Source organism: Acinetobacter sp. AOR41_HL (assembly GCF_027854645.1).
GTDB lineage: Bacteria > Pseudomonadota > Gammaproteobacteria > Pseudomonadales > Moraxellaceae > Acinetobacter > Acinetobacter nosocomialis.
In genome coordinates, this window is record NZ_JAKTHZ010000026.1 from 27,821 (window position 1) to 41,094 (window position 13,274).

12 protein-coding genes are annotated in these 13,274 nt (G+C 39.0%); 5 read left to right on the top strand and 7 right to left on the bottom strand.

Going from position 1 to position 13,274, the window contains the following annotated elements; translation table 11 throughout:
* Positions 1-35 precede the first annotated feature (35 nt).
* The 4 genes from MKL35_RS10635 to MKL35_RS10650 all read left to right on the top strand — a co-directional run bounded on the left by MKL35_RS10635 (position 36) and on the right by MKL35_RS10650 (position 5,158).
* Entirely contained in the window at positions 36-2,441 is a 2,406-nt protein-coding gene (locus tag MKL35_RS10635) for a glucose/quinate/shikimate family membrane-bound PQQ-dependent dehydrogenase (RefSeq protein WP_002051504.1), read from the top strand.
* Positions 2,442-2,604: 163 nt separating this feature from the next.
* Positions 2,605-4,248 (top strand): nitrite/sulfite reductase, encoded by a 1,644-nt coding sequence (locus MKL35_RS10640; protein ID WP_004712033.1) that lies wholly within the window; start codon positions 2,605-2,607, stop codon positions 4,246-4,248.
* Positions 4,241-4,726, top strand: a complete 486-nt coding sequence (locus tag MKL35_RS10645) for a DUF934 domain-containing protein (RefSeq protein WP_032010052.1) — start codon at positions 4,241-4,243, stop codon at positions 4,724-4,726. Before MKL35_RS10640 ends, MKL35_RS10645 begins: the two co-directional genes overlap by 8 nt.
* Positions 4,727-4,804: 78 nt before the next feature.
* A complete protein-coding gene (locus MKL35_RS10650; RefSeq protein ID WP_002051463.1) occupies positions 4,805-5,158 on the top strand; it encodes a DMT family transporter in 354 nt (117 codons plus the stop codon).
* Between the two features lie 52 nt (positions 5,159-5,210).
* Here the strand turns inward: MKL35_RS10650 and MKL35_RS10655 are convergent, their stop codons facing one another.
* The 3 genes from MKL35_RS10655 to MKL35_RS10665 all read right to left on the bottom strand — a co-directional run bounded on the left by MKL35_RS10655 (position 5,211) and on the right by MKL35_RS10665 (position 7,579).
* A complete protein-coding gene (locus MKL35_RS10655; RefSeq protein WP_002051396.1) occupies positions 5,211-5,654 on the bottom strand; it encodes a VOC family protein in 444 nt (147 codons plus the stop codon).
* 125 nt (positions 5,655-5,779) lie between these two features.
* Positions 5,780-6,955 carry a thiolase family protein gene (locus MKL35_RS10660; RefSeq protein WP_004712038.1) on the bottom strand — a complete coding sequence of 392 codons (1,176 nt, stop codon included), beginning with the start codon at positions 6,953-6,955 and terminating at the stop codon, positions 5,780-5,782.
* 108 nt (positions 6,956-7,063) lie between these two features.
* Positions 7,064-7,579: a GspH/FimT family pseudopilin gene (locus MKL35_RS10665; RefSeq protein ID WP_032010054.1), complete on the bottom strand. Its 516-nt coding sequence runs from the start codon at positions 7,577-7,579 to the stop codon at positions 7,064-7,066.
* A gap of 379 nt (positions 7,580-7,958) precedes the next feature.
* On the opposite strand from MKL35_RS10665, the gene omp38 reads away from it, so the two are divergent.
* Positions 7,959-9,008 (top strand): outer membrane protein Omp38, encoded by a 1,050-nt coding sequence (omp38, locus tag MKL35_RS10670; protein ID WP_032010056.1) that lies wholly within the window; start codon positions 7,959-7,961, stop codon positions 9,006-9,008.
* Positions 9,009-9,132: 124 nt separating this feature from the next.
* On the opposite strand, the gene MKL35_RS10675 is transcribed toward omp38, so the two are convergent.
* The 4 genes from MKL35_RS10675 to MKL35_RS10690 form a co-directional block, all read right to left on the bottom strand.
* A complete protein-coding gene (locus MKL35_RS10675; protein ID WP_004712046.1) occupies positions 9,133-9,291 on the bottom strand; it encodes a hypothetical protein in 159 nt (52 codons plus the stop codon).
* A gap of 3 nt (positions 9,292-9,294) precedes the next feature.
* Positions 9,295-10,500 carry an RtcB family protein gene (locus MKL35_RS10680; RefSeq protein ID WP_032010059.1) on the bottom strand — a complete coding sequence of 402 codons (1,206 nt, stop codon included), beginning with the start codon at positions 10,498-10,500 and terminating at the stop codon, positions 9,295-9,297.
* Positions 10,501-10,777: 277 nt separating this feature from the next.
* Positions 10,778-12,238 (bottom strand): amino acid permease, encoded by a 1,461-nt coding sequence (locus MKL35_RS10685; RefSeq protein WP_002051328.1) that lies wholly within the window; start codon positions 12,236-12,238, stop codon positions 10,778-10,780.
* Positions 12,239-12,259: 21 nt separating this feature from the next.
* Entirely contained in the window at positions 12,260-13,273 is a 1,014-nt protein-coding gene (locus tag MKL35_RS10690; protein WP_002051385.1) for a class I SAM-dependent methyltransferase, read from the bottom strand.
* Between the last annotated feature and the right edge of the window lies 1 nt (position 13,274).

The following is a 13,274-nucleotide window of genomic DNA, read 5'->3' on the forward strand; positions in this document are numbered from 1 at the left end:
TTCCGATAAAAATGATGATTGATAAGAGGTGGTTTATGAATCAACCTTCTTCAAGATCAGGATTAACGACATTTACCGTAATCATTATTGGGTTATTGGCGTTATTCCTGTTAATTGGAGGTATTTGGCTCGCTACACTAGGCGGTTCAATTTACTACATTGTAGCTGGAGTCTTACTTCTCATTGTTACATGGCAACTCTACAAGCGCGCTTCAACTGCTTTGTGGGTTTATGCTGCATTAATGCTAGGTACTATTATCTGGAGTGTCTGGGAAGTTGGAACAGACTTTTGGGCGCTTGCACCTCGTTTAGATATTTTAGGTATTCTTGGTTTATGGTTATTGGTTCCGGCAGTGACTCGTGGAATCAACAACCTTGGATCAAGTAAAGTTGCCTTATCTTCAACTTTAGCGATTGCAATCGTGTTGATGGTTTATTCTATCTTCAACGATCCACAAGAAATTAATGGTGAGATCAAAACTCCTCAACCAGAAACTGCTCAAGCCGTTCCAGGTGTAGCAGAGAGTGATTGGCCAGCTTATGGTCGTACTCAAGCTGGTGAGCGTTATTCTCCGCTCAAACAAATTAATGACCAAAATGTCAAAGATTTGAAAGTAGCATGGACACTACGTACTGGTGATTTCAAAACAGATAATGATTCTGGTGAAACAACCAATCAGGTTACGCCAATTAAAATTGGTAATAACATGTTTATCTGTACGGCTCACCAACAATTAATTGCGATTGATCCGGCTACTGGTAAAGAGAAATGGCGTTTTGATCCTAAACTTAAAACAGATAAATCGTTCCAGCATTTAACTTGTCGTGGTGTAATGTACTACGATGCAAACAATACTACTGAGTTTGCAACGAGTCTCCAAAGCAAGAAATCTAGTTCTACACAATGTCCACGTAAAGTCTTTGTTCCAGTTAATGACGGGCGCTTAGTGGCTGTGAATGCTGACACTGGTAAAGCATGTACTGACTTTGGTCAAAATGGTGAAGTGAACTTACAAGAGTTTATGCCATATGCTTATCCAGGTGGTTATAACCCAACATCTCCTGGTGTTGTGACAGGTTCAACAGTAGTTATTGCTGGTTCTGTGACAGACAACTATTCAAATAAAGAGCCATCTGGTGTGATTCGTGGATATGACGTGAACACTGGTAAGCTTCTTTGGGTATTTGATACTGGCGCAGCAGATCCAAATGCTATGCCAGGTGAAGGTACAACATTTGTTCATAACTCTCCAAATGCTTGGGCACCTTTAGCATACGATGCCAAACTTGATATCGTTTATGTTCCAACAGGTGTAGGTACTCCAGATATTTGGGGTGGTGACCGTACCGAGTTGAAAGAACGTTATGCGAACTCTATGTTAGCGATTAATGCTTCAACTGGTAAATTGATTTGGAACTTCCAGACAACCCATCACGACTTATGGGATATGGACGTACCGTCACAACCATCTTTGGCAGATATTAAAGACAAATCTGGTAAAACTGTTCCAGCAATTTATGTATTGACTAAAACAGGTAATGCCTTTGTTCTTGATCGCCGTAATGGTCAGCCAATTGTTCCTGTAACTGAGAAACCAGTTCCACAAACAGTTAAACGCGGACCACAGACTAAAGGCGAACATTATTCAAAAACTCAGCCATTCTCTGACTTGAACTTGGCACCACAAGATAAATTGACTGATAAAGATATGTGGGGTGCCACAATGCTTGATCAGCTCATGTGTCGTGTGTCATTCAAACGTCTCAATTACGATGGTATTTATACACCACCATCTGAAAACGGTACTTTAGTTTTCCCTGGTAACTTGGGTGTGTTTGAATGGGGCGGTATGTCAGTTAACCCTGATCGTCAGGTTGCTGTCATGAATCCGATTGGCTTGCCATTCGTAAGTCGTCTAATTCCTGCTGATCCAAACCGTGCGCAAACTGCAAAAGGTGCAGGTACTGAGCAAGGTGTTCAGCCAATGTATGGCGTACCGTATGGTGTAGAAATCAGCGCATTCCTATCTCCGCTTGGTTTACCTTGTAAACAACCAGCTTGGGGATATGTAGCTGGCGTAGATTTGAAAACTCATGAAGTCGTTTGGAAAAAACGTATTGGTACTATCCGTGATAGCTTACCAAAACTGTTCCAATTACCAGCTGTTAAAATTGGTGTTCCTGGTTTAGGTGGTTCAATCTCTACTGCCGGTAATGTTATGTTTGTTGGTGCAACTCAAGATAACTACATCCGTGCCTTTAACGTCACGAATGGTAAGAAATTATGGGAAGCACGTTTACCAGCAGGTGGACAAGCAACACCAATGACTTATGAAATCAACGGTAAGCAATATGTTGTGATCATGGCCGGTGGTCATGGTTCATTTGGTACAAAAATGGGCGACTATTTAGTGGCTTATGCATTGCCAGATAACAAATAAACGTTTGCTATCAAAAAAGCCCAGATTTATCTGGGCTTTTTTATATCGATGTATATAAGCTTATCAATAAAATCGTTATTAAATATGCAAAAAAAGCATTTTATTGATGAATAAAAGCTCGCTATGCTATCCGCCTTAATAATGAATCTACTAGCCATACGCCATGTATTTATATACCGATTTCGACCAGCAGCTGGTTAATGAACGAGTTGCTCAGTTCCGTGATCAGACTGAACGCTATTTAGCTGGCAAACTTTCTGAAGATGAATATCGTCCATTACGTTTGCAAAATGGTTTATATGTGCAACGTTATGCGCCTATGCTGCGTATTGCTGTGCCGTATGGCTTAATGAATTCAAAACAATTACGTAAAGTTGCTGAAGTTTCAACAAAATATGATCGTGGTTATGCACACGTATCAACACGTCAAAACATTCAGTTAAACTGGCCTGCACTTGAAGATGTGCCAGATATTTTGGCAGAACTTGCAACTGTACAAATGCATGCTATTCAAACGAGTGGTAACTGTATTCGCAACACGACAACTGACCAATATGCGGGTGTGGTTGCTGGTGAAATTGCAGACCCTCGCCCAACATGTGAATTGATTCGTCAGTGGAGTACATTCCACCCTGAATTTGCATTCTTGCCACGTAAGTTCAAAATTGCTGTTTCTGCACTTGAAGAAAAAGATCGCGCAGCAACTGCATTCCATGATATTGGTGTTTATATCGTGCGTAATGAGGCAGGTGAAATTGGCTATAAAATTATGGCTGGTGGTGGTTTAGGCCGTACCCCAATCATCGGTAGTGTCATTCGTGAGTTTTTACCACGTGAAGATTTAATTGCTTACTTAGAAGCTGTTCTACGTGTTTATAACTTGCATGGCCGTCGTGATAACAAATATAAAGCGCGTATCAAAATCTTGGTTAAAGCATTAACGCCTGAAGTATTTGCACAGAAAGTTGAAGCTGAATTTGAACACACACGTGAAGCATTAAAAATTCAGCCAGAAATCTTGAAAAAACTGGATGAAGAGTTCACTCCGTTTGATTATCAAGATTTGGCAGATGAAGATTTCACGGATTTATTCGCTGAGCATCCAAAATTCAAACAATGGTTCAACATCAACACGCATGCACATAAAGTGAAAGGCTATCGTATTGTTACGATTTCTCTAAAACGTGCAGGCATCGCACCGGGTGATATGACCACCGAAGAAATGAATTTTATTGCAGATCTTGCTGATAAATATACGTTCGGTGAGCTTCGTACCACTCACGAACAAAATATTGCTTTGGCAGATGTGCCTCAAAAAGATTTGTTTGATGTATGGCAAGCGCTTGAACAACACAATATGGCACGTGCACATATTGGTTTTATTACCGATATTATTAGCTGCCCGGGTGGTGATTTCTGTTCACTTGCAAATGCGAAATCAATTCCAATTGCTGAAGCGATTACACGTCGTTTTGAAGACTTAGACAAAGTTTATGATCTTGGTCATTTAGATCTAAATATTTCTGGTTGTATGAATGCTTGTGGTCACCACCACGTGGGTAACATCGGTATTTTAGGTGTTGATAAAAAAGGCGCTGAGTTCTACCAAATTACATTAGGTGGTAATTCAGACCATGATGCCTCTATCGGTGACATCTTAGGCCCATCATTTGCAGCAGATGCTGTTCCAGACGTTATTGAAGAAGTATTAAATACTTATCTTGATTTACGTACTGAAGGTGAACGTTTCGTCGATACATATCGCCGTGTAGGAATTCAACCATTTAAGGAGCGTGCATATGCTTAATACAGCTCTACCAGTGCTTTATAAAGACGGCACGATTGCAGACAATACTTATCAAATCATTGCAGAAGATGGTGTGGTTCATCAAGGGGATGTTGTTGTAACAACAGCTCAACTCGATCAATTAGCTAACGTTCAAGGCAAAAAAGCTTTGTATGTGACTGTGAGCGATTCACCAGAAGATCATACATTCCCACTTAGTGAACTTGATGCGATCTTTATTGAGTTTGCTGGCTTTGGTGATGGTCGAGGATATTCATTTGCAGCGTTATTACGTCGTCAAGGTTTCCAAGGTGAACTGCGTGCAACTGGCGATGTGTTTAAGGATGTCTTAAACTACTTAAAGCGCTCAGGTTTTGATAGTTTTGTAATTAAGGAAGGTAAAGATGTGCAAGAGGCGGCAGCTGGTTTGCAAGACTTTACCAACCCGTACCAAGCTTCAACAGCCGTACCGCAAGCAAGTTATCAAACTGGTGCTTAAATAATTTTAAATGAAGAAGCTGAACTTAGGTTCAGCTTTTTTTATAATTACTTTTTAATAAATGAATGAAGAATAAGAATGTTAGGCTTAATTTCAAAAATAAATCCCGGTGCTTGGTGGTTAATATTTGCTATCGCGACAGATGTGCTCTCAACATTTTATTCGGCTAAAGGCAATGGATTAGTTAATAAAACTGCTCAAGGAATTGCTCTAGTTTTATATATTGGGTCTTTTGCATGTGCAGCTATTGCTTTGAAATATATGCAGGCGGGAATTTTATATGTGCTTTGGTCTGGAATAGGTGTATTAGCAACTGCTTTTCTTGCAAAGATTTTTCTTGGGCAGAATATTGATGTAGCTGGATGGGTAGGTATAGGTTTTATTACCGTTGGTTTAATGATTATTGCGCAGTATTCTAATATTAATGTTTAAGACCCTTATAGAAATAGTAAGTGTCTCTATAAGGGGCTGATCTTAAAAAATATTATGTATCAAGCTGACAGTTAACCATCCACTTTATGCCAAACTGATCGGTAAATGCACCGTATAATGCACCCCAGAAAGTTTTTTCTAATGGCATTTCAACTTGTCCATTTACAGATAGAGCATCGAACAGCTGTTTTGCTTTTTCTTGCTCATCTTTTTCAAGGTTGATTGCGATGTAATGATTATTACCTTTAGTAAATACACTATTCGGGGTACAGAATTGATCGATAGTGTCTGATGCCATGAGTACTGTGTACTCATTAATCGGTAGAGAAACGTGAAGCACTAAATTTTTTTCGGCTTCCGATAATGTTACACCCTCATTAGGTGGCATGTCGCTATAACGGCTCAGCATAGCAAATTCACCACCAAAGACCGATTTATAAAAATTAAAGGCTTGTTCTGCCTGACCTTGGAAATTGAGATAGTGATTGAGTTGCATTGTTATTGTCCATTGTTGTTTTCGTTTAAAGGAATAAGTTAAAACTTAAAAGTGATTTTGTGGGTCTTTTTTTGTAAATTTTTCATAAAAAATCCCACCGAAGTGGGATTTTAAACAGGTTTTAATTAAAGAATTTCAATGGCAACAGCTGTTGCCTCACCACCACCAATACAAAGTGCGGCAATACCTTTTTTACCGCCAGTACGTTTAAGCGCATGAATAAGTGTAAGAATAATACGAGAACCTGTAGAACCCACCGGATGACCTAGGGCACAAGCCCCCCCATTGATATTTACTTTCTCTGCATCAAGTTTGAAATCATCAATTGGGCACATGGTAACCATAGCAAATGCTTCATTAATTTCCCAAAGGTCAACGTCCTGAGCATTCCATCCAGCTTTTTTAAGTACTTTTTCAATAGCGCCAACTGGAGCAATTGTAAATTCTGAAGGATGTTGAGAATTTGAAGCTGTCGCAATAATTTTAGCAAGCGGTTGTAAGCCGCGCTGTGCTGCAACTTCACTCGATGTTAAAACTAGTGCAGAAGCACCATCAGAAATTGAACTCGCGTTTGCAGCGGTAATTGTACCGTCTTTTGCAAAAGCTGGTTTAAGTGATGGGATTTTATCAATCTTGGCATTTAAAGGTTGTTCATCTTGGTCAACAATCACATCGCCTTTACGTGTAGAGACAGTAACAGGGACGATTTCATCTTTGAAATAGCCTTCAGTAATTGCAGTTTGAGCACGTTTTAAAGAACGAATGGCAAAGTCATCCATTTGCTCACGTGTATAACCACGTGTATTTGCCATATCTTGAGCAAATGAACCCATTAAACGACCTGTTTCAGCATCTTCTAAACCGTCGAAGAACATATGGTCTTTAATTTCGCCATGACCCATACGGTAACCAGCACGTGCTTTGGGTAATACATAAGGAGCATTAGTCATTGACTCCATGCCACCTGCAACCACAATTTCAGCACTGCCTGCTTTGATCATGTCTGCTGCTTGCATCACGGCTTTCATGCCTGACCCACAAAGCTTATTAATCGTCACTGCACCTGTAGAATCAGGTAAACCAGCTTTACGCATCGCTTGACGGGCAGGGCCTTGTTTTAAACCCGCAGGTAGTACACAACCCATAATGACTTCTTCGACATCAGTAGGTTGCAAGCCTGCTCGTGCGATTGCTTCTTTAATTGTTACTGCACCTAGTTCAGGAGCAGTTAGACCAGATAGTGATCCTTGAAAACCACCCATAGCAGTACGAGCACCATTAACAATTACGATGTCAGTCATTGTTGTAATCTCCGATTGTTCTTTATCTCAAATTAAGAAAACATTAAAACTTAAGCAGTATATTGCAAAATGAGGGATGTATTGGTCTCGGCATTAGACTGTAGAGTTCTAACAATTTTTTAATTCTTCGACACGCACATGCCCCATTTTGCTAAGAACTAATTTAAAATTTTTAAGCTGATCATAAGAACAGTACATAAAACTACCATTAGACTCGATTGGAAGTCCCGAGCTTCCTTGAAATACAATACTATTTTGTTTTTTACCAAAACGTTGTAATGTCATAGAACCATAAGTATGGTTAAGATCTATAGAGGTTAATAATTCTTCATTTAAATCATGCTGTAGATTGCGGTTACTATCTACGAAGCTGATTAAGTGTTTATTCCAATCTATATTACAGATTACCTGATCTGAACTCGGACACAGAACAATGTTCTTATGATGAATAATTGCGTCCGATTTGGCTTTTTGTATATGAATTGTGAGTACACGCGAGGTATTTTTTAATTCTACAGATGCCATAAATTGATGGTATAAAGGAATGGCTATAACTGACATAATCACAAGAATTACGAGGGTTATAGAGAGCTCAACTATAGTAAAACCAGGAGATCTAAACATTAAGAAACCTTAATATATGTATAAATAGAGCAATTTTATGTTTTCTGACAATGATTTATATTATTTTTTATAATAAGGAAACACAAAATTAAATAAGGGTTATCAGTTGGCTAGAATACTGGTAAAATCACCGCAAGCGAAACAAAGAAGTTATTCATTTTTGCTAGTTGAGTAAAAAATTACCGAATTACAACGGAAATTGTAAGTAATTTTGTCAATAATTTACTTGATTAAAATTATCAAGCACTTGGAAAGTTTATCAAGTGTTTGTATGATTCAAATGTGAATAGCTTAAAAATAATACTGGGGTAAAAATATCTCAGGGGCCAATAAATTTAGGCTGAGCTTGAACAACAATTGTTATCTCTGGAGGATATCCATGAAATTGAGTCGTATTGCACTTGCTACTATGCTTGTTGCTGCTCCATTAGCTGCTGCTAATGCTGGCGTAACAGTTACTCCATTATTGCTTGGTTACACTTGGCAAGACAGCCAACACAATAACGGTGGTGACAAAGGTAGTTTAACAAATAGCCCTGAGTTACAAGACGATTTATTCGTTGGTGCAGCTTTAGGTATTGAGTTAACACCATGGTTAGGTTTTGAAGCTGAATATAACCAAGTTAAAGGTGATGTAAACGGTATTGCTGGTGCTCCAAATGCTGAATACAAACAAAAACAAATCAATGGTAACTTCTATGTTACTTCTGATTTAATTACTAAAAACTATGACAGCAAATTCAAGCCATACGTATTGTTAGGTGCTGGTCACTACAAATACGAGATTCCTGATCTTGGTTACCACACAAGTGAAGAAGGTACTTTAGGTAATGCTGGTATCGGTGCATTCTATCGCATCAACGATGCTTTATCTCTTCGTACAGAAGCTCGTGGTACTTATAACTTTGACGAACAATTCTGGAACTATACAGCTCTTGCTGGTTTAAACGTAGTTCTTGGTGGTCACTTGAAGCCTGCTGCTCCTGTAGTAGAGGTTGCTCCAGTTGAACCAACTCCAGTTGCTCCACAACCACAAGAGTTAACTGAAGACCTTAACATGGAACTTCGTGTGTTCTTTGATACTAACAAGTCAAACATCAAAGACCAATACAAGCCAGAAATCGCTAAAGTTGCTGAGAAGTTAACTGAATACCCTAACGCTACTGCACGTATCGAAGGTCACACAGATAACACTGGTCCACGTAAGTTGAACGAACGTTTATCTTTAGCTCGTGCTAACTCTGTTAAATCAGCTCTTGTAAACGAATACAATGTTGACGCTTCTCGTTTGTCTACTCAAGGTTTCGCTTGGGATCAACCGATTGCTGACAACAAAACTAAAGAAGGTCGTGCTATGAACCGTCGTGTATTCGCGACAATTACTGGTAGCCGTACTGTAGTAGTTCAACCTGGTCAACAAGCTCAATAATTTGAGTTTCTGAACAGTAAAAAAGCGACTCGTTAGAGTCGCTTTTTTTATTGTGATTTTTAAAATATTTTTCATTTTTCTATCTCCTTGATAATATGTACTCAGTTATTCATTTAGATCAGTATTACCAAACACCTTTTTTTAATTGCTGTTTAGTATCTTGTCTATCTCGACGATGCTGTGCACGAGGTTTTTCTGTCTCATGCATGCCACCTTTTTGAAGTAAAGGTGAAAGGGCTACGTGGTTGCGAGCCTTAATTTTTGGCATTTCTTTAATTTTCATGTTTTAACCTTTAATACATAAAACTTGTTTAAGTGTATGGACCACTTCAATAAGATCTGACTGGTTCGCCATAACTTCATCAATGTCCTTATAAGCGCTTGGAATCTCATCGACAACACCACTGTCTTTACGACATTCAATTCCTTGCGTTTGTTCAATTAAGTCTTGTTGATTAAAAAGTATTTTTGCCTTGCTTCGGCTCATTTTGCGGCCAGCTCCGTGAGAGCAAGAACAAAAAGACTCAGGATTAGCTTTTCCTCTAACAATATAAGAACGTGCTCCCATAGAACCTGGAATAATTCCTAACTCATTTAAACCCGCTCTAATCGCTCCTTTTCTGGTAACTAAAAGATTTTCACCAAAATGGGTTTCTCGACTTACATAATTATGATGGCAATTAATTGCTTCTTTTGTCATTTGAAAAGAGGGTAGAAGAGGTCGAATTGCTTCTAAGATTAATCGCATCATTTCTTTGCGATTTTCGAAAGCATATTCTTGTGCCCATTCCACAGCTTCTACATAATCATTGAAACTGTTTGAACCTTCAGCAAAATAACTTAGGTCTTTATCAGGTACATGCCCGAAGCGATGTTGTGCTTCTTTCTTGGCGAGTTCAATAAAATAAGTACCAATGACATTACCAAGACCGCGACTACCTGAATGGAGCATGACCCATACATCTTGATTTTCATCAATACATAACTCTATAAAATGATTACCACCTCCTAATGTCCCTAATTGTTTTTGCCAAGTTGCATCAAACTGCCGAAGCATACGAACTAGACCTGGATGTTTCTTTATAATCGGTTGTAAACGCTTTTCGAGTGGAATAATACTCGACGCTTTAGCTTTGACCTGTTTATGTAAAGCAAAACCGACGGGTACTTTACGTTCGATTGCATCACGTAAACGGCTTAAGTTATCTGGAAGTTGTGACGCTTTTAGACTCAAACGAATTGCATTCATTCCACAACCAATATCTACACCGACTGCAGCTGGAATAATTGCATGTTTAGTCGGAATAACACTACCTACAGTCGCGCCTTTTCCTACGTGAACATCTGGCATAACAGCAATATGTGAGTATATGAATTGCAGTTGTGCCATTTTCTTTAGTTGTTCGATACTTTCACTATCTATATCTTGAGTGAAAATTTTAACCGGCACACCATACAGTGCCTCTTCGTTTAATATTTTTTGTATGCCCATAATTTTTCTCTTATTTTTCTGTCCGAATAGGCATAAAAAAACCTAGCGAATGCTAGGTCTTAAATTCGAGCATTCGGACAAGTGAATTAAATTTGTACACTTGTCCGTGAGCTGACATCGTGCCAAATCGTTACTGTGTTTTACTTTGTAGTGTTGGCATGATGTCCTCCTTTTTTAAAAAGTGCCGTTGAAAATCTGAACGGCATTTTACCTGTTTTTAACTAAAGATCAAGTTTTTGACATTTAGTTATTTTTGATTAGCTCTTTAAGCTTACTATTAATCTTGCTCTGGTTTTACATCCATTTGATCATAAGGTATTAATTTAGTCTTATTTTTCCATTTATATCCGAGCCAAATTACTAAGAATAAAGGCAAGCTAATATAGGTAGAAAGTAAGCCCATCCAGTCAATTTTTCCACCTAAAACAGCTTGATAGTTCTGGCCAAGGATAATGACAGAACAAAGAATAAAGGCAAACCATGGAGCAAATGGGAAAAACTTAGCACGGTAGGCAAGATCTTCGAGCTTATAACCTTGAGCAATATAACCTTTACGGAAACGATAATGTGAAATTGCAATACCTAGCCAAACAATGAAACCACACATCCCAGACATATTGAGAAGCCAGTTAAAGACTTGTTTTTCCCCAATAAAAGTCGTTAAGAAGCAGAATGCAGCAATAAATGTAGTCGCATATAAGGCATTCATTGGAACACCACGATTGTCGAGTTTTGCAAACCATTTTGGTGCGCGGCCTTGTTGAGCCATATCAAATAACATACGAGTAGAAGAATACATACCTGAGTTACCTGCCGACAAAATAGCTGTCAAAATAACCGCATTCATTAAGCTCGCAGCGAAAGCAAAGCCTACTTTTTCATAAAGCAAGGTAAAAGGAGAAAGAGCAACATTTTCTGTTGTCGCAGCTTGTAATAGGTTTGGATCATCATAGGCAATGAGTGTACCGATAATGAAAATACACAATACATAGAATAATAAAATTCGCCAGAAAATCTGTTTAATCGCAAGTGGTATCGTTTTCTTTGGATCTTTCGATTCACCCGCAGCCACACCCACCATTTCGGTTCCCTGAAATGAGAACCCTGCAATCATGGCAACACCAATCATGGCTTGTAAACCACCTACAAAAGGCGCATCTTTGTAAGTCCAATTACCAAAAGTGGCCACACCTGGTGTCAACATCACCTTAATAATCATGGCAATACCAATGATAATGAAGGCAACAATAGCGATAACTTTAACCATTGAAAACCAGAATTCGCTTTCGCCAAATCCTTTTACACTCATCGCATTAATCATAAAAATAATGACGAGGAAGAGCGCACTCCAATAGAACCCAGGAATATCTGGAAACCAGAACTTCATAATAAACTGTACTGCAACGAGTTCAAACGCAACCGTGATTGCCCAGTTATACCAGTAGTTCCAACCTAGTGCGAAACCAAAGCCTTCTTCCACATAGCGACTGCCATAGGTGAAGAATGCGCCAGATGTCGGTGTATGAGTTGCAAGTTCGCCCAAGCTGGTCATTAAGAAATAAATCATGATACCAATGAGGGAATAGGCGAGTAACGCCCCACCTGGACCTGCATTTGCAATGGTTGACCCAGAAGCAAGGAAGAGACCTGTACCAATGGAACCACCAATGGCGATCATATTCAGATGACGAGCCCCAAGCTTTCGCTGGAGTTTTTCAGGAGCATGTGTTTCGCTCATGGAGATTCCTTACATAGTTTGTTATGCACAGGCATATAACACCTTAAAGCCTTGTAGATCAGTTTTAATCTCACACTGACCAAAGTGCTTCTCGATTAAGATCGGATAGTTTAAAAAACGGTTTGCTACAATCCATAGCTCACCTGATGCCTTTAAATGTTTTTTAGCGTTCTGGCAGAGTCCTTCACTTGCATCGTAGTTGGTATGAATACCTTGATGAAAGGGGGGATTACTGACAATGGCATCAAGTTCTGTTGGGGCGTCTGCAATTCCTGTAACGGGCTGCAATCTCAACTGGTCTGAACCTATTCCATTTCGACTAAAAGTCATTTCCGTTGACCGTAAAGCGAAGGCATCAATATCTAGGGCATGAATAATATTACTTGAATTTACTTTTGCCAAATAGCAACTGATAATTCCCGCACCACACCCGAAGTCGGCAATTCTACCTGATTTCACCTGATTTAGATAAGGGAGTAAAACAGCAGTTCCGACATCTAGATGATTTTGACTAAAAACGCCAGGTAGCGCGCAAATGGTAAGTTCTTGTTCATTTGCTTGAACAGTATAGGTTTTTAACCAGCTTTCAAGAGGTTTGATCTTTTCAGTTTTTTCAATTTTTAAATGCCATAATTGACAATGGCGTGCACTATCGAGTTTAAGTATCTGGCCAAAACTTTGTAATTGTTTAGCTGCTCTTTCAACACCGCCTTTTTTCTCACCTACTAGAAAAACTGATTGATCAGCCTTTAAATGGCTCATCACTACATGCAATATATAGTTTAAAAGCTCTTTTGATTTAGGCACAAAAATTAAAGCCTGATCAAATTCTTGTGATGGAAACTCAACTGAGAAATGTGCTGGCGTACCTGTATTAATGAAACCTTGGTAGTCGGCATAATTCCATGTCCAGACTGAGGCATCAACCGCAGTAGGTAATTGACTGACTAAGGCATCATTGGGTGCATTAATCAACAAGAGTCTACCTTTTAAATAGTCTTGCTGTCTTAATACCACTTCACTTCTAGGATCCATG